17 protein-coding genes and 3 pseudogenes are annotated in these 22,838 nt (G+C 74.9%); 11 read left to right on the top strand and 9 right to left on the bottom strand.

Features of this window, described 5'->3' with window-relative positions; all coding sequences use genetic code 11:
• Positions 1 to 393: 393 nt before the first annotated feature.
• Positions 394 to 1,023 carry a flavin reductase family protein gene (locus E4N63_RS01240; RefSeq protein ID WP_125626882.1) on the top strand — a complete coding sequence of 210 codons (630 nt, stop codon included), beginning with the start codon at positions 394 to 396 and terminating at the stop codon, positions 1,021 to 1,023.
• Between the two features lie 138 nt (positions 1,024 to 1,161).
• Here the strand turns inward: E4N63_RS01240 and E4N63_RS01235 are convergent, their stop codons facing one another.
• The 3 genes from E4N63_RS01235 to E4N63_RS01225 form a co-directional block, all read right to left on the bottom strand.
• The gene (locus E4N63_RS01235; RefSeq protein ID WP_230239671.1) at positions 1,162 to 2,289 is read right to left on the bottom strand and encodes an N-acetylmuramoyl-L-alanine amidase; all 1,128 of its coding nucleotides are present in this window, start codon (positions 2,287 to 2,289) and stop codon (positions 1,162 to 1,164) included.
• A gap of 250 nt (positions 2,290 to 2,539) precedes the next feature.
• Positions 2,540 to 3,415 (bottom strand): undecaprenyl-diphosphate phosphatase, encoded by an 876-nt coding sequence (locus E4N63_RS01230; protein WP_125626883.1) that lies wholly within the window; start codon positions 3,413 to 3,415, stop codon positions 2,540 to 2,542.
• A 237-nt stretch (positions 3,416 to 3,652) separates the two neighbouring features.
• A complete protein-coding gene (locus tag E4N63_RS01225; protein ID WP_374112856.1) occupies positions 3,653 to 4,384 on the bottom strand; it encodes a TVP38/TMEM64 family protein in 732 nt (243 codons plus the stop codon).
• A gap of 352 nt (positions 4,385 to 4,736) precedes the next feature.
• Between E4N63_RS01225 and tuf the strand changes: the two genes are divergently transcribed.
• The 3 genes from tuf to E4N63_RS01210 all read left to right on the top strand — a co-directional run bounded on the left by tuf (position 4,737) and on the right by E4N63_RS01210 (position 7,959).
• On the top strand, positions 4,737 to 5,909 hold the full coding sequence (gene tuf / locus E4N63_RS01220) for an elongation factor Tu (protein WP_125626768.1): 1,173 nt from the start codon (positions 4,737 to 4,739) through the stop codon (positions 5,907 to 5,909).
• 216 nt (positions 5,910 to 6,125) lie between these two features.
• On the top strand, positions 6,126 to 6,971 hold the full coding sequence (locus E4N63_RS01215) for a patatin-like phospholipase family protein (protein WP_230239670.1): 846 nt from the start codon (positions 6,126 to 6,128) through the stop codon (positions 6,969 to 6,971).
• Between the two features lie 124 nt (positions 6,972 to 7,095).
• Complete coding sequence (locus E4N63_RS01210) at positions 7,096 to 7,959, top strand: spermidine synthase (RefSeq protein WP_125626766.1); 864 nt, start codon at positions 7,096 to 7,098, stop codon at positions 7,957 to 7,959.
• A gap of 26 nt (positions 7,960 to 7,985) precedes the next feature.
• Here E4N63_RS01210 and E4N63_RS01205 read toward each other — a convergent pair whose 3' ends face one another.
• Positions 7,986 to 9,350 (bottom strand): MFS transporter, encoded by a 1,365-nt coding sequence (locus E4N63_RS01205; RefSeq protein ID WP_230239669.1) that lies wholly within the window; start codon positions 9,348 to 9,350, stop codon positions 7,986 to 7,988.
• An 88-nt stretch (positions 9,351 to 9,438) separates the two neighbouring features.
• On the bottom strand, positions 9,439 to 10,464 hold the full coding sequence (locus tag E4N63_RS01200) for a hypothetical protein (protein WP_125626877.1): 1,026 nt from the start codon (positions 10,462 to 10,464) through the stop codon (positions 9,439 to 9,441).
• A gap of 225 nt (positions 10,465 to 10,689) precedes the next feature.
• Here E4N63_RS01200 and E4N63_RS01195 point away from each other — a divergent pair.
• Together E4N63_RS01195 and E4N63_RS01190 are read left to right on the top strand one after the other, a co-directional pair.
• A pseudogene (locus E4N63_RS01195) lies at positions 10,690 to 11,214 on the top strand (gamma carbonic anhydrase family protein); the annotation flags it as partial.
• Between the two features lie 178 nt (positions 11,215 to 11,392).
• Positions 11,393 to 12,217: a DapH/DapD/GlmU-related protein gene (locus tag E4N63_RS01190; protein WP_125626875.1), complete on the top strand. Its 825-nt coding sequence runs from the start codon at positions 11,393 to 11,395 to the stop codon at positions 12,215 to 12,217.
• A 328-nt stretch (positions 12,218 to 12,545) separates the two neighbouring features.
• On the opposite strand, the gene E4N63_RS01185 is transcribed toward E4N63_RS01190, so the two are convergent.
• Positions 12,546 to 13,418 carry an EamA family transporter gene (locus tag E4N63_RS01185; RefSeq protein ID WP_125626874.1) on the bottom strand — a complete coding sequence of 291 codons (873 nt, stop codon included), beginning with the start codon at positions 13,416 to 13,418 and terminating at the stop codon, positions 12,546 to 12,548.
• Between the two features lie 100 nt (positions 13,419 to 13,518).
• Here E4N63_RS01185 and E4N63_RS01180 point away from each other — a divergent pair, with 100 nt between their 5' ends.
• Positions 13,519 to 14,091 carry an XRE family transcriptional regulator gene (locus E4N63_RS01180; RefSeq protein WP_019708296.1) on the top strand — a complete coding sequence of 191 codons (573 nt, stop codon included), beginning with the start codon at positions 13,519 to 13,521 and terminating at the stop codon, positions 14,089 to 14,091.
• Positions 14,092 to 14,149: 58 nt separating this feature from the next.
• Here E4N63_RS01180 and E4N63_RS01175 read toward each other — a convergent pair whose 3' ends face one another.
• Positions 14,150 to 14,557: a CoA-binding protein gene (locus E4N63_RS01175; RefSeq protein WP_125627058.1), complete on the bottom strand. Its 408-nt coding sequence runs from the start codon at positions 14,555 to 14,557 to the stop codon at positions 14,150 to 14,152.
• 55 nt (positions 14,558 to 14,612) lie between these two features.
• On the opposite strand from E4N63_RS01175, the gene E4N63_RS01170 reads away from it, so the two are divergent.
• Together E4N63_RS01170 and E4N63_RS01165 are read left to right on the top strand one after the other, a co-directional pair.
• The gene (locus E4N63_RS01170; protein WP_125627057.1) at positions 14,613 to 15,242 is read left to right on the top strand and encodes a YigZ family protein; all 630 of its coding nucleotides are present in this window, start codon (positions 14,613 to 14,615) and stop codon (positions 15,240 to 15,242) included.
• A gap of 237 nt (positions 15,243 to 15,479) precedes the next feature.
• Positions 15,480 to 16,208: pseudogene (locus E4N63_RS01165) on the top strand (HAD family hydrolase); the annotation flags it as partial.
• 375 nt (positions 16,209 to 16,583) lie between these two features.
• Here the strand turns inward: E4N63_RS01165 and E4N63_RS01160 are convergent.
• Positions 16,584 to 17,269, bottom strand: a pseudogene (locus tag E4N63_RS01160) (DAK2 domain-containing protein).
• A gap of 23 nt (positions 17,270 to 17,292) precedes the next feature.
• Positions 17,293 to 18,291 carry a dihydroxyacetone kinase subunit DhaK gene (locus E4N63_RS01155; RefSeq protein WP_125623391.1) on the bottom strand — a complete coding sequence of 333 codons (999 nt, stop codon included), beginning with the start codon at positions 18,289 to 18,291 and terminating at the stop codon, positions 17,293 to 17,295.
• Positions 18,292 to 18,577: 286 nt separating this feature from the next.
• Between E4N63_RS01155 and E4N63_RS01150 the strand changes: the two genes are divergently transcribed.
• The gene (locus tag E4N63_RS01150) at positions 18,578 to 19,741 is read left to right on the top strand and encodes an exonuclease SbcCD subunit D (RefSeq protein WP_125623387.1); all 1,164 of its coding nucleotides are present in this window, start codon (positions 18,578 to 18,580) and stop codon (positions 19,739 to 19,741) included.
• Positions 19,738 to 22,749 carry an AAA family ATPase gene (locus E4N63_RS01145; RefSeq protein WP_230239668.1) on the top strand — a complete coding sequence of 1,004 codons (3,012 nt, stop codon included), beginning with the start codon at positions 19,738 to 19,740 and terminating at the stop codon, positions 22,747 to 22,749. The genes E4N63_RS01150 and E4N63_RS01145 overlap by 4 nt, the downstream gene beginning before the upstream one ends.
• Positions 22,750 to 22,838 lie beyond the last annotated feature (89 nt).

Genomic DNA, 22,838 nt, shown 5'->3' with positions numbered 1-22,838 from the left:
ACAAGTGGCACCGGCGGTCGGCACATGGGACATGTGGGCCCCGCTGTCGGCGTCCGCCACGGAAGCGCTGATGTGTTCATCATCTTAATCATGGATCGACGTGCCAAGTGGCCAGGGGTTTTGTGAAGTTGACGTGCAGACCGGCCGTTACGCCCGGTGGTGTCACCGGGGGTGCACGGGGCTGGTGAAGGCCGCCGACGGAAGTGCTCCGACGGGATGATCCGGACGGTTACGGGAGGAATACCGGCCACATCCGGAAGCCTTTCCTCCGCACCGGTCACGGACGGCGATCCACCGCGGGGGCCCCGCCACCCGGTGTGACCGGGGACACGGACGCCGGCCGGTGGCGGCCCCCTGCGGGGACTGCCCGCGCGGACCGGGGATACTGCGCCCATGCGCATCGACTTCGATCCCGCCGCCCTCGGCAGGAATCCCTTCTACAAATTCATGAACGCGGTGGTCGTGCCCCGGCCGATCGCCTGGATTTCCACGACGTCGGCGGACGGCGTGGACAATCTTGCCCCGCACTCCTATTTCACCGTCTCCTGCATCGACCCGCCGATCGTGCAGTTCACCTCCGTCGGCCGCAAGGACTCGCTCAACAATGTCGAGGCGACCGGTTCCTTCGTGGTCAATCTTGCCCCCGAGCACCTCTTCGAGCAGATCAACGCCACCTCCACCGACTTCCCGCCCGGTATCAGCGAGTTCGACGCCGTGGGCATCGCCCGCGAGCCCAGCACGCGGGTCAAGCCCCCGCGCGTGGCCGCCTCCCCGGCCGCGCTGGAGTGCGAACTGCACAGCACCGTGCGGCTCGGTGACAGTACGGTCGTCTTCGGCCGCGTGGTGCACGCGGCGGTCTCCGAGAGCGTGCTCGTCGACGGGCACCCCGAGGTGACGAAGCTGCGGCCGCTCACCCGGCTCGGCAAGGACGAGTGGGGAACCATGGGCGAACTCCTGGAGATCACCCGCGTTCCGTACGCGGAGTGGCGGAACGGCCCCGGCCGCACCGGTGGCGCCGGCTGACGGCCGCTCACCGCTCAGGTGTCCGCGCCCCCGGGGCGGGGAGCCGGGTGCGGCCCACGGGTGGCTTGGCGCGGACGCGGTGGAGGCCGTCCCGGCGCGGGCGCGGGACGGCCTCACGCGCAGAGCGGGCGCGGGGTCTCAGCCGCCGTTCACCAGCTCCATGTAGCGGTCCCAGTCCCAGTGCGGACCCGGGTCGGTGTGGCTGTTGCCGGGCACCTCGGTGTGCCCGACGATGTGCCGGCGGTCTTTCGGGATGCCGTGGGTGTCGCAGAGGTGGGCGGTCAGGGCGGCCGAGGCGCGGTACAGGGCGTCGGTGAACCAGGTGGCGTCGGCGACGTAGCCCTCGTGCTCGATGCCGAGGGACCGGGGGTTGGCGTCCCGGGCGTGCCAGGCGGTGTCCGCGTCCCGCACCATCTGCGTCACCTCGCCGTCCGAGGAGCGGAGGACGTAGTGGGTGCTGACCCTGGAGGCCGGGTTGCGGAACCAGTTCACGGTGCCGGAGTACGTGCCCTGCGCGACATGGACGACGACCGTGTCGATCGCGGCGGAGCGGCCCGCGCGGTAGTTACCGGGGTGGGCGGGGACCCAGCGGGCCGGCGGGTAGTCCGCGCCGCGGGTGTCCGGCTCCTCCGTGGGGCCGGGCGCGGGCGGCGGCACGTCCGTGTAGCGGCCGCGCTCGGGACGCACCTTCCGCCCGGGGGTGGTGACGCGTTCGCCCTCGCCGGTGCGGGCGCGCACACCGGCTTCGAGGATCCCGTAGACCGTGTCGGCGTAGAACCGGCCCATCCGGAGATCGTCCGGGCTGCCGTACCGGGCGACGGCCGGGTACCAGGCGGCGGGCCGGTCCCGGTCCCGCTCGCTCACCCCGGTCCGGTCCGCGTACGACTCCAGCACGGCGGCGCCGCCGCGGATGTTGGCGGTGTTGTCGTGGCGCAGCTCCCGCCCGGAGGCGCCGGTGAGCTCGGCCGCCTCCTCCAGGGTGTGCCGCCGGGGGCTGCTCACCAGGTGCATCACGCCGTATCCGCCGGCGTGGCTGGGCTCGCCGTCGTGCCCGTCGAGCCGGGTCTCCCCGAAGGCGACGGCCACGAGCAGATCACGCGGAACGCCGAACTCCTCGGCGGCCTGCGAGAAGGCTCTGTTCACGGGCCCGGGCCCGGTCTCCGGGGCCGCCGCGGCGGAGGGGGCGGCGAGGGCGAGAGCCGTGGCGGCGGCGATGCCGAGCAGGGCCTTGCGTCCGCGGGTCCGCGGGAGGGTGCCGGGGTGCATGGGGCGTTTCCTCTCTGTTCCGCCGGTCCGGTGGAAGAGGAAAGGGGGAGCCCGCCGGGCCGGTCGGCGCGTGCTGGTCCGCACGCCGTGACTGACGCAGGCCATTACATGACGGTTCGCCCCAGTACGGGAGGGCGGCGCGCACGGCCGGGGCCCCGGTGTCCCGCGCACGGACGCAGCACCGGGAAACGGAACGGCCGTCCGGCGCCGGAGGGGCGCGGGACGGCCGGCGTGGCGGGGGCCGCGGGGCTCAGCCGGCGGACTCGCCCGCGAGGGGGTCGAGGACGCCGGCGGCGATCAGGGCGAAGAGGACGGCGCCGAGGACTATTCGGTAGATCACGAAGGGCATGAAGCTCCTGGTGGTGATGAACTTCATGAACCACGCGATCACGGCGTAACCGACGAAGAAGGCGACGACCGTGGCCAGGATCGTCGGTCCCCAGGAGACGTGGCTGTCGCCGCCGATCTCCTTCAGCTCATAGGCGCCGGAGGCCAGCACCGCCGGGATGGCCAGCAGGAACGAGTAACGGGCCGCCGCCTCGCGGGTGTACCCCATGAAGAGGCCACCGCTGATCGTCGCGCCCGACCGGGAGACACCGGGGACCAGCGCCATGGCCTGGCAGAAGCCGAAGATCAGGCCGTCGCGGACGCCGAGGTCCTTGAGGGTCTTCCGCTCCTTGGCCACCCGGTGCCTGCCGCCGGTTTCGTCACGGGCCGCCAGCCGGTCGGCGATCCCCAGGACGACGCCCAGCACGATGAGGGTGGTGGCGATCAGCCGCAGATCGCGGAACGGGCCCTCGATCTGGTCCTTGAGGGTCAGGCCGAGCACACCGATCGGGATGGAGCCGACGATCACCAGCCAGCCCATCTTGGCGTCCTGGTCGGAGCGCATCTCCTTGTCGGTCAGCGACCGGGTCCAGGCGGAGAGGATGCGCCCGATGTCCTTCCGGAAGTAGATCAGCACCGCGGACTCGGTGCCGATCTGGGTGATCGCCGTGAAGGCCGCTCCGGGATCCTGCCAGTCGGCGAAGGCCGCGGTGAGCCGCAGATGGGCACTGGAGGAGATCGGAAGGAACTCGGTCAACCCCTGGACGAGCCCGAGGATGAGTGATTCGAACCAGGACATGGAGCTTGTGCCACCCAAGGAAGGATCATGTGCTGACCGCTGGAGCCGCGGCTCGGGTCAGGAAGACGGAATGCCGGACAGGATGCGTTGCTCGATAGGCGCGTGAAAAGGCGGCGGCGACCGGTGATCGCACGCCGACCCGGGGCAGCGTAGCGCCCTCGGGTGAACACGCGTCGGGCGGCCGGGGTCCGGGGCAGGGGCCGGCGTCCGGGCGGGCGGTGGGGCGGCGCCCGTGGCTCAGGCGGAGCGCAGCCGTCCGCGTTTGCGCCAGGCGACGGCCAGGGCGGTGAGCCCGCTGAGCGCGATGAACCCCATCGCGATCAGGAAGGCCGGAGAGGTCGGGGCGGCGGCGCTGCTGCCGGCGATCACGTACGCGGCCGTGTTGGGAATGCTGCCGAGGCCGGTGGCGAGCAGGAACGGCAGCAGCCGCATCCGGGACACCGCGGCGCAGTAGTTGGCCGCCGCGAAGGGCACCCCGGGGAAGAGGCGCACCGCGAGAACGGAACGGAACCCGTGATCGCTGAGCTGCCGGTCGGCGGCGGACAGCCAGCGGCCGCGCAACAGCGGCCGCAGGGCGTCCTGGCCGAGGGCGCGGCCGAGGACGAAGGCGATGCCCGCCCCGATCACCGTGCCGGCGATGGTGGCCACCAGCCCGAACTGCGAGCCGAACAAGGCGCCTCCGGCCAGGTTCAGCACCGGGCGGGGCAGCAGCGCGGCCGTGCAGAGCCCGTACGCGGCGGCGAAGAGCACCACGGCACCGCCGCCGGAGATCCGGGGCGGCCAGCCCGCGGTGAGGAACCGGTGCGGTTCCAGCAGGGCGACCGCCGTCGCGGCGCAGCCGACGAGGACCACGAGCAGGACGAGCCGGGACCACGGGGAGAGCAGGACCCTGGCCGTACGAGCGGGGAGGCCGAGGGGCGGGGTGGCGGGTGGTGCATGCGGGGAGCGTAACCGACCACCGGTGATGATCGCCGCACAAGTGTGCCTCCCCGCCGCGGAGAAGGGGTGCCCGCGCCGCCAAATCCGGTGGACGGGGCACGGTCCGGTGGTGATGCTTGTCGCATGGTCCGGCACACCCTCTTCCTCGTCGGGTCCGCACTCGCGGACCCCCCGGAGGCTGCCGCCGGACACCTGCCGGCCGGTGCCGGTGCCGTGCCCGCCCCGCCGCGGCTCCCGCGGCCGCCGTCGTCGCGGCCCCGCCGCCACAGCTCCCGGCGGCGCCCGAAGCTGACCCTTCCCGGATCGTCCGGCGGACCCCGCAGGGGGAGGGTCGGCCAAGCCGAGGGGTCCCGCTTCCACTCCGTACATCCGGGGACGAACCATGCCCAAGCAGGCTTACATCCGCACCAAGCCGCACCTCAACATCGGCACCATGGGTCATGTCGACCACGGCAAGACCACCCTGACCGCCGCGATCACCAAGGTGCTCAGCGAGCACGGCTCCGGTTCCTTCGTGCCGCTCGACCGCATCGACCGGGCGCCCGAGGAGGCGGCGCGCGGCATCACCATCAACGTCGCGCACGTCGAGTACGAGACGGGCACCCGGCACTACGCCCATGTCGACATGCCCGGCCACGCCGACTACATCAAGAACATGGTCACCGGGGCCGCCCAGCTCGACGGGGCGATCCTCGTCGTCTCGGCGGTCGACGGGATCATGCCGCAGACCGCCGAGCACGTGCTGCTCGCCCGGCAGGTGGGGGTGCGGCACATCGTCGTCGCGCTCAACAAGGCGGACGCCGGTGAGCCGGAACTGACCGACCTGGTGGAGCTGGAGGTGCGCGAACTGCTGTCCGCGCACGGCTTCCCCGGCGAGACCACCCCCGTCGTCCGGGTCTCCGGGCTGCGGGCTCTGGAGGGCGACCCGCGGTGGACCGCCGCGATCGAGGCACTGCTCGACGCGGTCGACACCTGGGTGCCCGTGCCGGTCCGCTTCACCGAGGCGCCGTTCCTGCTGCCGGTGGAGAACGTCCTGACCATCACCGGCCGCGGAACGGTCGTCACCGGCGCCGTCGAGCGCGGCCGGGTGCGGCTCGGCGACCGGGTCGAGGTGCTGGGGGCCGGGCTGGAGACCACCGTGACCGGGGTCGAGACGTTCGGCAAGCCGATGGAGTCGGCCGAGGCGGGCGACAACATCGCGCTGCTGCTGCGCGGGGTCCAGCGCGACGCGGTCCGCCGCGGGCACGTCGTCGCCGCGCCCGGCAGCGTCACCCCGCGGCGGCGGTTCACCGCGGCCGTACGCCTGCTCTCCGCGGCGGAGGGCGGCCGCAGCACCCCGGTGACCGGCGGCTACCGGCCGCAGTTCCACATCCGCACGGCGGACGTGGTCGGCGAGCTGGGCCTCGGTGACGCGGCCGTGGCCCTGCCGGGTGAGACGGTCACCGTCACCGTGGAGCTGGGGCGCGCGGTGCCGCTGGAGCCGGGCCTCGGCTTCGCGATCCGCGAGGGCGGCCGCACGGTCGGCGCCGGAACGGTGACGGCCGTGGCGGAGTAGGCCCCGGTCACGGGCTCGGCGGGCGGACGGGCGACGGGCGGCCCGTCCGCCCGTGCCCGGCGGCGGGTGCCCTCCCGGACGGGCCCGGCGGCGGCCCGCACCCCGGTGGTGCGGGCCGCTGCCGTGTTTCCCGGACGCGGGCCCGGTTCCGCGCGGCCGTCACGCGGTGCCAGACTGCTCGCGCAGGAGACCGACCGGACGGTAGGAGGGTGGGGCATGGCGGAGACGGCACTGGTGCTCGGCGGCGGAGGGCTCACCGGGATCGGCTGGGAGGCCGGTGTCCTGGCCGGGCTGGCCGAGGCCGGCGCCGACCCGGGCGCGGCGGACGTGGTGATCGGCACCTCCGCCGGGTCCGTCGTCGGCGCGCAGCTCACCTCCGGCAGCGTCACCCTCGAGCAGCTGTACGAGCGCCAACTCGTCGATCCCCGGGGCGAGGTGGCCGGACGGGTGGGACCGGCCGTGATGTCGCGCTACGCCCTCGCGGCCCTCCGCTCCAGCGACACCCGCGCCTTCGGCCGGCGCATGGGCCGGCTGGCCCTCGCCACCCGTACGGCGGCCGGCGAGGCGGACCGGCGGGCGGTCATCGGGCGGCGGCTGCTCTCCCACGCCTGGCCGGAACGGCGGCTCCTGATCACCGCGGTCGACGCCGCCACCGGGGAGTTCCGCGTGTTCGACGCGGCGAGCGGTGTGGGGATCGTGGACGCGGTCGCCGCGAGCTGCGCCGTCCCGGGCGTCTGGCCGCCCGTCACCATCGGCGGCCGGCACTGGATCGACGGCGGGGTCCGGTCGAGTGCCAACGCCGACGTGGCCGACGGCTGCCGCCGCGTCCTGATCCTCGCCCCGATGGCCGGCGGCGGCGGACCCGTCCCGACGGTGCGTGCCCAGGCGGAGCGGCTCGTGGCGGGCGGCGCCCGGGTCGAGCTCATCACCCCGGACCGGGCCGCCCGGGCCGCCTTCGGCCGCAACCCGCTGGACCCGGCGCGCCGGGCGGCCGCCGCCCGGGCGGGCCGTGCCCAGGCGGCGGCCCACGCGGCCGCGGTCAAGGCCCTCTGGCAGGACTGAGCGGGCCCCCGCGGCGGCCCGTCACTACGGCGCGCACCCGTCTCCCCGGCCACCCGTGCCCCGGCCGCCGCACGAGCCCCGCCGGCGGCCGGAACGCCACCGCCGGAAGCGGCACAATGGGCGGGTGGACGAGCCGATACCGGTGACCCGTGCCGTGGACCACGGCACGGCGAAACTCATGCCCGACACCGACCGGCCGCGCGCCTGGCTGCTCACCGTGGACGGCGCGCCGCAGTCGTACGTCGACCTCGACGCGCCCGCGCACCTGGAGTTCGAGTACGCGCGGCGGATCGCGCACGTCCTCGGCTCCGCCGCCGCGAGCGCGGAGAGCGCCCGGGCCGGAGCGGGGCCGGACGTGCTGCACCTCGGCGGCGGCGCGCTGTCGCTGCCCCGCCATGTCGCCGCGACCCGCCCCGGTGCCCGGCAGACCGTCGTCGAAGCCGACCGGGCGCTGCTCCGCTTCGTCACCGAACACCTCCCGCTGCCCCCGGACAGCGGCATCGAACTGCACGCCGCCGACGCCCGCGCCTGGCTGGAGAGCGCGCCCCCGGCGGCCTACGACCTGCTGGTCGCCGACGTGTTCGGCGGCTCCCGGGTGCCCGCGCACCTCACCTCCCTCGAGTACGCCCGGGCGGCCGCCCGTGTCCTGCGCCCCGGCGGGGTCTATACGGCCAACCTGGCGGACGCGGCCCCGTTCGGCTTCCTCCGCTCCCAACTCGCCACCCTCGGGGCGGTGTTCGAGCATCTCTGCCTGATCGCCGAACCCGCGGTGCTCCGCGGCCGGCGCTTCGGCAACACGATCCTGGCCGCCTCGCGGGGGGAACTGCCGGTGGCGGAGCTCGCCCGGCGCTGCGCCGCGGATCCCTTCCCGGCCCGGGTGGAGCACGGCGGCGCCCTGGCCCGGCTGACCGCCGGCGCGGCCGTGGTGCGGGACGGGGAGGCCGCGCCGTCACCCGTCCCGCCGGAGGGCGCCTTCAGCATCGGCTGACCGGGTTCTCGGCCGCCCGCCGCCCGTCAGCCCGGCCGGCGCCCGCCGTTTCTCCCGGGGTCCTCCGTTCCGATGCGCGGCGCGGGCGCGGGCACCGCCGGTACGGGGCCGGCGGCCGGGCCCGCGAGGACGTCCACCGGCTCCGGCCCGCCGTGCTCCCGGCGGGTCAGCCGCCGTACGTCCGGCACCGTCAGCACCGCCGCCGTCAGCAGGACGATCAGCGCCGAGCACCCCCACAGCGCCGCGCTCCGCCCGAACACGCCGGCGACCGGGCCGGCGAGCGCCACCGCGAGGGGCACCATCGCGAGCGAGCCGAACATGTCGTAGGAGGAGACGCGCGACAGCTTCTCCTCGGGGATCTCCTGGTGCAGGGCCATCATCCAGGTGACGCCGAAGATCTCGATCGAGATGCCGGTCACGAACATCACCCCGCTCAGCACGGGGGCGGAGACGGGTATCGCGAGCGCCGCCGAGGGCAGGGCCAGCACGAACACCGACAGCGCCCCCGTGAGCAGCAGGCGCCGGGGTTTCCAGCGGGTCATCAGCAGGGCGCCGAGGACCGTGCCGGCGCCCAGCGCGGCCAGCGCGAGCCCCCACGGCCGGGCGCCGCCCAGATGCTCCTCGGCGACCAGCGGCCCGTAGACCGCCTCGGCCGCGGCGATGACGGCGTTGACCACCGCGAACTGGAGGACGACGCTCCACAGCCAGGGCCGCCCCGCGACCTCCCGCCAGCCCTCGCGCAGATCGGACAACAGGCCCCGGCCGGGGGTGCGTTCGGACATCCCGCGCAGATCGAGGAAGGCGCGGAGCGCGGCGGCGACGGCGAAGGCCGCCCCGTCCAGGACGAGGACCCAGCCGGGGCCGACGGAGGCGACGAGCGCGCCGCCGAGGGCCGCGCCTCCGATGTTCGCCCCGTTCACGCCCATCCGGAAGAACGCGAAGGCGCGGCCGGCCTGTTCACCGGAGACGCTGGCGAGCAGCATGCCCTCCGCGGCCGGGGCGAAGAACGCGTGACCGGTGCCGCCGAGGGCCGAGAGCAGCATCATCTGCCACAGCACGGGTTCGCCGGTGAGCACCAGGACCCCGAAGGCGCCCTGGGAGAGGCAGTTGAGGGTGTTGGCCGTCACCATCACCCGGTGCCGGGGCAGCCGGTCCGCCACGGCGCCCCCCACGAGCAGGAAGAGGACGAGCGGGACCGTGCGGGCCGCGGCGACGAGCCCCACGTCCGTACCGCTGCCGCCCGTTTCCAGTACCGCGAACGCCGCCGCGATCAGGGCCCCGGAGCTGCCGAGGCCGGTGACCACGGCGGCAGCGGTCAGCAGGGTGGTTGCGGCCCGCCACGCGGGGCGGGCGGGGCGGACGGGTCGGCGTGCGGGGCGCGGTGGCGGCATGGCCGGTTCCTCGTCGTGATCGCGCCCGCCCCGCCGGTGGTTCTCACCGGCGGGACGGGCGGTGTACGGGGGTGCCGCGGGTGACGGCTCAGGAGGACGTGAGCGGCCGCAGCGTGTTCATGATCTTCTTGACGGTGGCGTCCGCGAGCTCGTCCTTGACACCCTTGGCGGCATAGAGGCACCAGACCGCGTAGTCACCGTTCTCCGCCTTGTAGGCGACGGTGTACGCCTTGCCGTCCGAGGAGCACTTGTTCTCCTTCTTCACCCCGGTGACCGTGGCGGAGGAGGAGTAGCCCTCGATCCCGTGCTCGCTCGTGAAGGCCTTCGCCTTCGTCACCTTGCGGGTGCCGGTCTCGTCCTGGTCGAAGGCGGCGAAGACCCAGACCTCGGCGGCCGTCTCGGCGGCGTTCTGCAGGCTCTTGGCGCCCTGGGCACCCTTGGTGCCGACACCCGCCAGGTCGGAGGTGTCGTCCCCGGCGGTGCACCACTCCTCCCCGTAGAAGGCCGGCGCGCTCATCATGATGACGGGCTTGGGGATGTCTTCCTCGCTGTTGGCGTCCTCGAAGCCGATGGAGAGCGTCGGGGACTCCACCTTCCAGTCCGAGGGGACGTCGAAGGCGTTCTGGCGCTTGGCGCTGACGACGGTCTGCCAGCCGTCGATCACGGGCTCGACCGCGGGGGTGCCGCCGCGCGGGTTGTCGAGATCGCCGCCGCCGTCCTCGCTCTCGGTGGGAGAGGGCGGGGCGGACACCGACTTCTCCGGCCCCGGCCTGCCGCCGGCCTCCGGCTTGTCGTCGTCACCGCCGATGAGCAGGAAACCGGTGACACCACCGGCGACCAGGACCGCGAGCGCCGCCCCGATGGCGACGAGCTTCGTCTTCCTGCCGTCGTCCGGCGCCTGGGGCGCGCCGGGCGTCCCGGGCGCGGCCCACTGGCCGGTCGGCTGCTGGTACGGATTCGGCTGCTGGAATCCCGGCTGCTGATAGGGGTTCGGCTGCTGGAACCCCGGCTGCTGGTAGGGATTCGGCTGCGGTTGCCCCGGCTGCTGGTACGGATTCGCGTTCGGGTCCTGCGGGTTCTGCTCGCCCCCGGGCGGCTGCTGTCCTGGCCACATGGCGTAACCATAGAGCCGCCCGGCCCCGGCCTGCCACGCCGGGCCGGACTGCCGCACGAGCGGCGACCCGCGCCTCCGCGCGGGGCCGGTGCCGCCCGGGGCGCCCGTCCGCCGTACGGTACGCGGGACCGCGCGGGCACGGAGCCCGCCGCGGTGCGCCGGAGCGGAGCGATGCGCCGCGGACGGCGCGGGGCGCGGACGGTGCTGACGGGAATGGAGAAACCCATGGCGGAACGGGCGTTGATCGCGGCGGTGGCAGGCCGGGAACCGGTCGTCCACGAGCGGGCGTTCACCGCGCCCACCTCGGTCGTGCTGGGCGAGGTCACCCTGGCCGCGGGGTCGAGCGTCTGGTACCACACCGTGCTGCGCGCCGACTGCGGCCCGGTCGTCGTCGGCGCGGACAGCAACATCCAGGACAACTGCACGGTCCATGTCGACCCCGGCTTCCCGGTGACCGTCGGCGAGCGGGTCTCCGTCGGCCACAACGCCGTCCTGCACGGCTGCACCATCGAGGACGGCTGCCTGATCGGCATGGGGGCCACGGTCCTCAACGGCGCGCACATCGGCGCCGGTTCGCTGGTCGCCGCGCAGGCACTGGTGCCGCAGGGGATGCGGGTACCGCCGGGCTCGCTGGTGGCGGGGGTGCCCGCCAAGGTGCGCCGGGAGCTGACCGGGGAGGAGCGGGAGGCCCTGCAGCTCAACGCGGCGATGTACCTGGAGCTGGCGGAGGCCCACCGCGAGGCGGCGGACGCGGGGCGCGGCGGGGACGAGAAGGGCGCGGGGACGGTGAGGGAGAGCGCGGCGGGGCGGCTCCCGCCGACGTGCCGCCGGGGACCGGCCGTTGACCGCCCCGCCGGTGCGCCGTGTGGGGTGAAGGTCACAGCCGGTTCCCGGTCCCGGCGGGGCTACCGCTGAGTACCGTGGCCGGGTGCCGAAGAAGCAGAAGCTGTTCCCCGCCCTCGCGGCCTGGCGCCGCCGGACGCTCTCGCGGGCCGTGCACCGCGGCGCGCGCTGGGTGCGGGAGACCGGAGCCGTCACCGCGGACCGCCCGGGCCCGTACCGCTTCGGCCGGATCGGCGAGGGCACCCGGCTGGCCTACCCTCAGGGCACGGTGTTCGGGGAGGAGTGGATACGCCTCGGTGAGCACTGCGTGATAGGCGAACAGGTCACGCTCACCGCCGGGATGATGCCCGGGCTGGACCTCGGCCCCGACCCCGTGCTGACCCTGGGCAACGGCGTGGTGCTGGGCCGGGGGAGCCATGTGGTGGCCTCGCGGCCGGTGGTCTTCGGCGACGACGTCTTCTGCGGCCCGTACGTCTACGTCACCAGCGACAACCACTCCTACGACGACCCCGGCACCCCCGTGGGCCGCCAGTGGCCGCGCACCGCGCCGGTCGAGATCGGCTCCGGCAGCTGGCTCGGCGCGGGCGCGGTGATACTGCCCGGGGCTCGGCTCGGCCGCAATGTGGTCGTGGCCGCCGGTTCGGTGGTGCGCGGCACGGTCCCCGACCACGCGGTGGTGGCCGGGGCGCCGGCCCGGGTGGTCCGCCGCTGGGAGCCCGCGACGGGCTGGCAGCCGCCGCTGCGGACCCCGGCGCCCGTCCCGCCGCCCGAGGGGGCCACACCGGAGCAGCTGCGCGCGCTGGAGGGGGCCACACCGGAGCAACTGCGCGCCCTGGCCGCGCTCGGCTCCCTCACGGAGGACTCCCCGGCGGCGGAACCGGACCCGGCCGGGGCACCGGCCGGCCGCTGACCGCCCGGGCGCGGGGCACGGAGGCCGGGGTACGGACGCCGGGATACGGTCACGTTCACGGACCCACGGGCACGGACCCCGGGCAGGGCGAGGAGGGGAGACCCGGCATGAGCAACCGCAGACTGCGGATCCTGCTGGCCGCGGCGGTCGCCGTCCAGGGGATCGCACTGCTGCTGTACGCGCTCCGGCGCTACTGACCGGTGCGGTACCGGAACGCTTCCGCGCACTCCGGCCCGCGGACGGCCGGGACGGTCCGCGCGCCCGGGAGGCGCGTGGCGGTGGGGGCGCCCGGGGCTCAGGGGCGCCCGCGGGCCCGTACGGCCGGTCGTCAGCCCGCCGTGAGCAGCGTGGTGCCGAGCAGGGCCAGCCCCGCGCCGACCGCCTGCACCGCCAGCAGCCGTTCCTTCAGCAGCCCGCGCGCCGCCAGCGCGGTCACGACCGGATAGAGCGAGGCGAGCACCGCCGCGACGGTGACGGGCCCGTTCTGGGCGGCGAGCGCGTACGTGCCGTTGGCCGCGACGTCGGCGAGGCCCACGAACGCCAGAGACGGCAGCGCGGCGAGGACCACACCCGACCCGCCCTCCGCCGCCGGGGGGAGAGCCTCGCCGCCCCGCCGTACGGAGACCAGCAGCGAGGTGCCGCCGACCGCGATGTTCGCCAGCCGCTGGACGAAGAGGGCGAGGAACAGGCCGTTCAGCGTCGAGGACGCCTCCGCGATCAGCGCCATCACCGCGCCGAAGCCGACCGCCGCCACCAGGGTGTAGAGGACCGCGCGCCGCTGGACCGGCGCCCCGCGAAGTTCGGGACCGCCCGCCAGCAGCACACCGGCCACGGCGACCAGAATGCCCACGGCCTGCAGGAGACCCGGGCGCTCGCCGAGCACGAGCCCCACCCCGACCGGCACGGCGACCCCGAGCGACCCCAGCGGCGAGACGACGCCCATCGGGCCCAGGGCGAGCGCCTTGTAGAAGGCGAACATGGCGGCGGGCCCGGCCACACCGGCGGCCACCGCGAACCACAGTTGCGGACCGGCCTCCCGCCAGGCACCGGTGAGCAGGACGATCACCCCCAGCACCAGCGCGGCGACGGTCTGCGAGACCACGACCACGGTGAGGGCGGGGATGCGCCGGGTGAGCAGGCCCCCGCCGAAGTCGGCGAGCCCCCAGAGGAGACTGGTGGCCAGAGCGAGGACCGCGGTCATGTGTTCCCCCGAAGTACAGTGCGATGGATGTTCCGGTACACCCCACAGTAGTACATGAAAATGAACTCACGAATCCAATGGATTGGACTCTGGACTCGCTGTGACGGATCTCGACCACCTCACCCAGTCCCTGGCGCGCAATCTCAAGCGCTGGCGCGGCGAACGGGGCTTCACCCTGGACGCGCTCGCCACCCGCTCCGGGGTCAGCCGGGGCATGATCATCCAGATCGAGCAGGCCCGGACCAATCCGAGCGTCGGCACCACGGTGAAGCTCGCCGACGCCCTCGGCGTGAGCCTCACCGCCCTCCTCGACTACGACCAGGAGCCCAGGGTGCGGGTCGTGAAGCCCGAGGAAGCGGTGCGCATGTGGTCCACCGAGGCCGGGAGCGCCACCGTGCTCCTCGCCGGGGCCCAGGCCCCCGGGCCGCTGGAGCTGTGGGGCTGGACGCTGATGCCCGGTGAGGGCAGTGCGTCCGACGCGCACCCCGCCGGCACCCATGAACTCCTGCACGTCCGGGAGGGGGAGCTGACGCTGGTGCTGGACGGCGAGGAGTACCGGGTGCCGGCCGGGTCGTCCGCCGCCTTCGAGGCCAACGTTCCGCACGGCTACCGCAACGACGGGACGGAGACGGTCGAGATGAGCATGGTCGTGTCGGTCCCGCCCGTCCGCTGAGGCGCCCGCCCGGGAGACCCGCGCCCGCCCTCCCGGGGCCCGGCCCGCCCGGCCCCGGTCAGCCCAGCCGGGGGATCTCGATGGCCGGGCAGCGGTCCATGACCATGTCCGGGCCGGCGGCGCGCACCCGCTCGTACGCCTCTTCGTCCACCACGCCGAGCTGGAACCAGACGGCCTTCGCGCCGATCGCCACCGCCTCGTCGGCGACCCGCCCCGCCAGGGCGCTGTTGACGAAGACGTCCACGACGTCCACCGGGAACGGGATCTCGGCCAGGGAGGCGTAGCCCCGCTCGCCGTGCACCGTCTCCGCCTTCGGGTGCACCGGCACGATCCGCTTGCCGAAGCGCTGGAGCACCCCCGCCACGCCGTAGGCCGCCCGGGCCGTGTTGGAGGACAGGCCCACCACGGCCCAGGTGTCGCCGGTGCCGGTCAGAATCCGCCGGATCGTCTCCGTGTCTGCGTACATGCCAGCACGAACATGCCGTCGTCCGGCGCCATTCCCGCGGGCTTAGGCTGATCGGATGGAGGAGCAGCAGTACCGCACGGTGGCGCGCGAGGGCGAACACGAGACCGAGGTCAAGAGGTCCCGTTTCCTCACCACCCTCGCCCCCGCCGCCACCGAGGCGGACGCACAGGCGGTGATCCGCCGTGTCCGTGAGCGGCACCCGGGCGCCACCCACCACTGCTGGGCCTATGTCATCGGCGCCTCCGGAGCCGTGCAGAAGTCGAGCGACGACGGCGAACCCGGCGGCACCGCCGGGGTCCCCATGCTGCAGATGCTGCTCCGCCGCGAGGTGCGCGACATCGTCGCCGTCGTCACCCGCTGGTTCGGCGGTGTGCAACTCGGTGCCGGCGGTCTGATCCGGGCCTATGGCGGCGCGGTCGGGCAGACGCTGGACGTGCTCGGCACCGTCGCCCGGCGGCCGGTGCGGCTGGCCACCGTGACCGTCGACCACCAGCGCGCCGGAAAGCTGGAGAACGATCTGCGGGCGACCGGCCGGGCGGTGCGCGAGGTGCGCTACGGCGACCGCGTCCGCATCGAGATCGGCGTGGCGGAGGGGGACCTCGACCGCTTCCGCGGCTGGCTCGCCGACGCCACGGCAGGGACCGCCGCCCTGGAACTCGGCGGCGTGACGTACGTGGAGGGCTGAGCCGGCCACCCCGTCCGCGGGCCCGGTCGGCGGCCGGTCCGCACCGTCCGCGCCGCCCGTGTCCGGCCCCGCGCGCCGGCCTCTCTGCAATTTCTTTTTCCAGCGGAATGCTAATCGGACCGTTATTCGAGCATTCCGCCGCGCATAGCCATATCACTTAACCTTATTTAGCCGGTACCAATTGACGCGGTCGCGGTCGGGAATTTACCGTAGTTTTTGCAATGACCTCTCTATTTCATGGGTGACATGACAGAGGCATGGCTGCCCCATTCCCGGGGTGTCAGCTCCCCCGAACGCGGTGGCGGCCGACCGCGTGGAAAATCCTTTCTGTTGACCAGGAAAGGTGACAAAGAGACCGGCCGCAGTCCACAAGACCAGACCCCCTCGAAGAAGGTCGGAAAAGTGACAGCAGACCGGATTCTCACCTGGACACCGACGGCCGTCGTCTTCGACTGCGACGGCACCCTGATGGACACCGAACGGCACTGGCAGGAGGCGCGCCGCCAGGTACTCCGGGAGTACGGAGTCACCCCCGGCACGGAATTCTCCGAACGTGCGAAAGGAATTCACTACACCGACTGCGGCCGCCTCCTTGCGGAGACCGCCGGACGCCCGGAACTGACCGGGAAGATGACCGATGAGTTGCTGGAGAGTTTTCGGTCGCTCGTCGCCGAGGATCCCGTCACCGCGCCCGGGGCGGTGGAAATGGTGGCGCTGGCCCATGAGTTCGCCCCGCTCGCGGTCGCCAGCAACTGCCCGCGCGATGTCGTCGAGACCTGCCTGGACACGGCGGGGCTGCTGCTCTATTTCGACCATGTCGTCGTGCCGGGGGAGGGGATGCCGCCCAAGCCGGCCCCGGACCTCTATCTCTCCGCCGCCGAAGCCTGCGGCGCCGATCCGGCGGAATGCCTGGCGGTCGAGGACTCGCTCTGCGGCATCCGGTCCGCCGTCCGGGCGGGCATGCGGGTCGTCGGGGTCGGTCCGCGTCCCGACGAGGAGTCCGCCGCCCTCGTGGATCTCTGGGTGCCCTCACTCGGGGAGCCCCGCCTCGTCGCATGGGCGGAGAGCCGCCCCGCGATCCCCGAGGGGGCGTCCGGCAGTACGTCGCCGCGGGTCGTACCGCCCCGCGGCTCGTCCCCCGGAGACGCCGCCACCCCGGCGGCCCGGCCCGGGGAGACCGGTCCCGGCGAGGGCTCCCCGGAACGGCGCCCTGACCGGCAGGGCGCCGGTGAACCGGCCGTCGTGCCGCGTTCGCGGCCCCGGCGGCCCCGGCTCTGGCCCCGGCCCGGCCCGCCGTCCCGCCCTCCCGGAGGCCTGGCGGCGGGGACGGCTTCCGGGCCGTCACCGCGGCGGCTGCTCGCGGCCTTCCAGGAACGGGGCCAGCGCACGGACGCCGCCGTCCGCCGAGGCGTAGAACAGGCCGATGCCCACGGCCCCGGGTCCGGCACACCGGACACCCGGTCACCGAGGTAGCTGGCCCGCCCCCGCCGTGCCCGGAGCCGCGCGGTGTTCCGCACACCCTCCCAGGCGCCCCCGGCGGCGCGGACGAGCGCCGTGTCGGGCGGCGCGTCCGGCGGGCAGGCGCCGAGCGCGCGGGCGGCCGGGGCCAGGGCGTCGACCAGCGTCTTGTCCCCGGTCCGGGCCTCGCCGACACGCTGGATGACGGCCAGCCCCTCGCGGGTGCCGGCCGCGAGACCGGGCGTGGTCAGGTCGGGCCCGGCGTCGCGGACGGCGCAGGCCAGCCGCTGGAAGAGCAGGCCGAACAGCGGGCCGCTCGTCCCGCCGACGCTGTCCAGGAAGGCCGTCGCCGTGGTGAGGAGGGGAGCGGAGGCGTCCTCCGGCTCCCCGTCGGCGGCGGCCTCGTCCAGCATCCGCAGCGCGGTCGTCAGCCCGGTGGTGAGGTTGACGCCGAAGTCGCCGTCCCCCGCGCGCTGGTCCATAGCGGTGAGCTCGGGTTCCGTGGCGCGGACCGACGCGGCGAAGCGCCGTATCCATCCGCCGGTGAAGGCCGCATCGAAGCTCGTCATGGCATCAGCCCCTGGGGTCGTGACTACCGGCGCCAGGCCGGAGTGTGCGCGGGCGCGTCGTACCAGTCGGTGATCGCGTCGTCGGCGAGGAGCAGGGTCAGGGAGAAGCCCCGCATGTCGAGCGCGGTGACGTAATGCCCCACGAGGCTGCGCCGCAGTTCGACGCCCTGGCGGTCCAGGAGGCGGCCGAGCTCCCGCGCCACGGCGTACAGCTCCAGGCCGGTCACCGAGCCCAGACCGTTGACGAGGGCGATCACCGAATCCCCGCGGCCGGGGGCCAGCGTGCCGAGGAGTGTGCCCGTCATCGTCTCCAGCAGGGCGTCCAGCGGCTCATGGGCGACCGTGCGGTCCGCCCGTTCGCCGTGGATGCCGACGCCGAACTCCAGCCGCCCTCCGGGGATGTCGAAGGCGGGGCTGCCGTCCGCCGGCGCGGTGTGCGCGGCGGAGGCGACGGCGAGGCTGCGGGAGCGGCCGGTGAGGGAGGTGCCGAGGTCGGCCAGGTCCGCCAGACCGGCCCCGGCGTCCGCGGCCGCGCCCAGGATCTTCTCGATGAGGACGGTCGCCCCGGTGCCGCGGCGGCCCATGGCGATGTCCTCGGACTCCGAGGCGATGTCGTCGTCGATCAGCACCCGGGCGACGGGGATGCCCTCGTCGGCCAGCCGCTCGGCGGCGATACCGAAGTTGATCTTGTCTCCGGTGTAGTTCTTCACCAGGTGCAGGACGCCGTCCCGGCGGGCGACCGCCCGCGAGGCGGCGAAGACCTGCCGGTTGTGGGGTGAGGTGAAGATCATGCCGGGGGTGGCGGCGTCCAGCATGCCGGCCCCGACGAAACCGATGTGCAGCGGTTCGTGCCCGGAACCGCCGCCCGACAGCAGCCCGACCCTCCGATCCGGGGAACCGCGCAGGGCGCGGACGAATCCGCCCTCGGCGTCGTGCTCGACCAGATCCGGATGCGCCCGGGCGAAGCCCTCGAGCGCGTCGGACACCAGTGATTCGGGTGCTCTCGCGAAGTACGGGGCCATGGCGACTCCTGTGGTGATCACGGCCAGGATGTCCTGACGGTGCCTCCGACTCCCGCTGTCCGACCATCGTGCGGCGGCGGGGGGACCTCGGCAACTCGTGGCCGCGGGGGCCGCCGCCACCGGCCCCCGGCGCCGCACCCCCCTACCACACCGCACGGGCATCCGCCCGTCGGCCGACCCGGTACGGGCGGGGCCACTAGAGTGTCCGGTGCCAGTGGGCCGGCCGTGGCGGCCGGTCCGATCACCGAGGACACGGGGGACAGAAGGTGCGCGTGGGGGCCCCGTTGTGAGATTCCTGCACACCTCCGACTGGCATCTCGGCCGGTCGTTCCACCGGGTGGGACTGCTGGACGCCCAGGCCGCCTTCATCGACCACCTCGTCGGCACGGTCCGGGAGCAGCGGATCGACGCCGTCCTCGTCGCGGGCGACATCTACGACCGGGCCGTACCGCCGCTCGCCGCCGTCGAGTTGTACGACGACGCGCTGCACCGGCTGGCCGCGCTCGGCGTCCCGGTGGTGATGATCTCCGGCAACCACGACTCCGCCCGGCGTCTGGGCGTCGGCGCCGGGCTGATGGAACGGGCCGGGGTCCACCTCCGTACCGACCCCGGCGGCACCGGCACCCCCGTCCTGCTGTCCGACGAGCACGGCGAGGTCGCCTGCTACGGACTGCCGTACCTCGAACCCGCCCTGGTCCGCGACCTGCTGGGCGCCGGGAAGGCCGGTCACGCCGCCGTCCTCGGCGCCGCCATGGACCGGGTGCGCGCCGACCTCGCCACCCGCCCCGCCGGAACCCGGTCCGTCGTCCTCGCCCACGCGTTCGTCTCCGGCGGAGCGGCCAGCGACAGCGAGCGCGACATCACCGTCGGCGGTGTCGCGTCCGTCCCCGCCGGGGTGTTCGACGGCGTCGACTACGCCGCGCTCGGCCATCTCCACGGCTGCCAGACCATCACCGAGCGGGTCCGGTACTCCGGTTCCCCGCTCGCCTACTCCTTCTCCGAGGCCGGCCACCGCAAGAGCATGTGGCTCGTCGACCTCGGAGCCGGAGGCCGCCTCACCGCCGAGCGGATCGACTGCCCCGTACCCCGCCCGCTCGCCCGGATCCGCGGCCGCCTCGGCGAACTCCTGGACGACCCCGGGCTGGAGGCGGCGGAGGACGCCTGGGTCGAGGCCACCCTCACCGATCCCGTCCGCCCCCCGGAGCCGATGGCCCGGCTCGGCCGGCGCTTCCCGCACCTCCTCACCCTCGTCTTCGAGCCCGACCGGGCCCCGGACGACCCCCGCGCCTCGTACGCCGAGCGGCTCGGCGGGCGCACCGACCAGCAGATCGCGGAGGACTTCATCGGCCACGTCCGCGGCGGCGGCCCGGACGAGCGCGAACGCGCCGTGCTCCGCGACGCCCTCGACACCGTCCGCGCCGGCGACACCCTCCGCGAGACCGCCCGATGAGGCTCCACCGGCTCCGCGTCAGCGCCTTCGGTCCCTTCGGCGCCACCCACGAGGTCGACTTCGACGAACTGTCCGCCGCCGGGCTCTTCCTCCTGCACGGGCCGACCGGAGCCGGCAAGACCTCCGTCCTCGACGCGGTCTGCTACGCCCTGTACGGCGGCGTGCCCGGCGCCCGCCAGACGAGTCTCCCGGCGCTCCGCAGCGACCACGCCGAACCGGGCACCCCGACGGAGGTACGGCTCGAACTGACCGCCGGGGGCCGCCGGCTGGAGATCACCCGCAGCCCCGAGCAGCTCCGGCCCAAGAAGCGCGGCACCGGCCACACCAGGGAGAAGGCCCGGACCCTGCTGCGCGAGCACGGACCGGACGGCTGGAAGGGGCTGAGCCGGTCCCACCAGGAGATCGGCGAGGAGATCCACCAGCTGCTGGGGATGAGCAAGGAGCAGTTCTGCCAGGTCGTGCTGCTGCCCCAGGGCGACTTCGCCCGCTTCCTCCGCGCCGACGCCGAAGCGCGCGGCAAGCTGCTCGGACGCCTCTTCGACACCCGCCGCTTCGCCGCCGTCGAGGAACGCCTCGCCGAGCTGCGGCGTGCCGCCGAGCGCCGGGTGACCGCCGCGGACGAGCAACTGCTCGCTCTCGCGCACCGCATGGCCCAGGCCGCCGGGGAGGCCGCCGCCCCGGCGGACCACCCGCTGCCGGAATCCGCCCCGGGACAGCCCGGCCTGGCCGCGGCCGTGCTGGAATGGGCCGCCATCGCCCGGACCCACGTCCGTGAGCGGCGGGAGATCGCCGCCTCGGCGGTCCGCGCGGCCGAGGCCGCCCACCGGGCCGCGGAGCGTGACAGCGAGGCCGCCGCCGAACGCGCCCGGCTGCAGCGGCGGCACGCGGACGCCCGCCGGCGCGCCTCGGCGCTGGAGGAGGCGGCGGCCGAGCGCGCCGAGGTGCGGGCCCGGCTCGACCGGGCGCGGGCGGCCGCACGGGTCGTCCCGGCACTGGAGCTCCGCGACGCGGCCGGGCGGGAGCACCGCACCGCGAACGAGACGGAGCAGCGGCTGCGGCGGGCGCTGCCCCCCGGCCCGGCGGAGGCCGGCGCGGACCGGCTCGCCGCCCTCGAACGGGAACGCCGGGAGGAACTCGGCCGGCTCGACGCCGCACGGCGCGCCGAACACCGGGCCGCCGAGATCACCCGGGAACAGCGGACGCTCGACCGGGAGGCCGACGCCGACGACGAGGCCCTGGCCGAGACCGACGGCTGGCTCCGCGCCTGGGAGAGCACCCGGGAGGCCCACCGGCAGCGGATCGACGCGGCGCGCGAGGCCCTCACCCGCGCCGAGACCCTGCGCGCCGAGACCGGACCGGCCGAACGCCGGCTCGACGCCGCCCGGCGCCGCGACGACCTCACCGGCCGGACCGGGGCCGCCCGGGAACGGCTCCGGGAACTCCGCGACCGCGCAGGCGACGCCCGGCAGCGCTGGCTCGACCTCCGGGAGCGCCGGCTGCTCGGCATCGCCGCCGAGCTCGCGACCGGGCTGGCACCGGGCGAGGAGTGCGCGGTCTGCGGCTCCACCGAGCATCCCCGGCCCGCCCCGCGGACGGAGGACCACGTCGGCCGGGCCGAGGAGGAGACGGCGCACACCGCGTACCGCACGGCCGACGGCCTCCGGGAGGAGGCCGAACGGGAGCTGCGGTCCCTCACCGACGCGCTCGCCGCCGCCACCGCCGAGGCGGACGGAGCCGGTACCGAAGGGCTCCGGGAGACCGTCGAACGGCTGCGCCGCGAACACGCCGGGGCCCGCGCCGAGGCCGCCGGCCTGCCCGCCGCCCAGGAAGCCTTCGAACGGGCGGAGCGGGAACGGGAACGCCGGCTGGCCGAGCAGCGGGACACCGAACGGCGTGCCGCCGCCCGCGCCTCCCGGCGGGAGTCGCTCGCCGCCGAACTGGCCAACCTGCAAGAAGAGTTGACGCGGGCGCGGGGAGACGCCGGGAGCGTCGCCGAACGCGCCGCCGCCCTGGAGCGGGAGACCGCCGCACTGGCCGGGGCCGCCGAGGCCGTCCGTGCCGCCGAGAGCGCGGCGCACCGGCTGAAGGAGGCCGACGCGCGGCTCGCCGACGCCGCCTACGGGGCCGGCTTCGACACCCCGGCCGCGGCCTCCGCGGCCGCGCTCGGCGACGACCGCCGCCGCGAACTCCAGCACCGCCTCGACGCCTGGCAGGCCGAGACCGTCGCCGTCGCCGCCGAACTCGCCGACCCGGATGTCGCCGAGGCCGCCGGCCTGCCGCCCGCCGACCCCGGTGCCGCCCGCGCCGCCCTGGAGGCCGCCACCGCGCGGCTGCGCGCCGCGTCCGCCGCCGAGGCCGAGGCGGAACGCCGTCGCGCCGAACTGGACCGGCTCTCCGCACAGGCCCTCGACGGCGCGCGGCGGCTCGCGCCGCTCCGCCGGGACTACGAGCGGGTCGCGCGGCTCGCCGGCCTGGCCGCGGGCACCTCCGCCGAGAACGTCCGCAAGATGCGCCTGGAGTCCTACGTCCTGGCGGCCCGCCTGGAGCAGGTCGCGGCGGCGGCGAGCCTCCGGCTCCAGCGGATGTCGGCCGGGCGCTACACCCTCGTCCACTCCGACGCCCGCGCCTCCGGCCGCGGCCGCTCCGGACTCGGCCTGCACGTCATCGACGCCTGGACGGGACGTGAACGCGACACCGCCACCCTCTCCGGCGGCGAGACCTTCTTCGCCTCGCTCGCCCTCGCCCTGGGGCTGGCCGACGTGGTCACCGACGAGGCGGGCGGCGCCCGTCTCGACACCCTCTTCATCGACGAGGGCTTCGGCAGCCTCGACGAGCAGACCCTCGACGAAGTGCTCGACGTCCTCGACTCCCTCCGGGAACGGGACCGCGCGGTCGGCATCGTCAGCCACGTCCCCGACCTGCGCCGGCGCGTGCCCGCCCAGCTGGAGGTCGTCAAGACCCGTACCGGCTCGGCGGTCCGGCACCACACCTTCGCCGCGGGGGGCTGACCCGCCGCACCCGCCGCGACACCCTGCACTCCGGGCCCCGGCGCCGACGGGGGTGGCCGGTCGGCCGCGCCCGGTGGGAACGGAACGGC

It is taken from the genome of Streptomyces sp. MNU89 (genome assembly GCF_020982505.1).
Lineage (GTDB): Bacteria > Actinomycetota > Actinomycetes > Streptomycetales > Streptomycetaceae > Streptomyces > Streptomyces xinghaiensis.
This window is presented reverse-complemented; position numbering and strand designations above follow the sequence as displayed.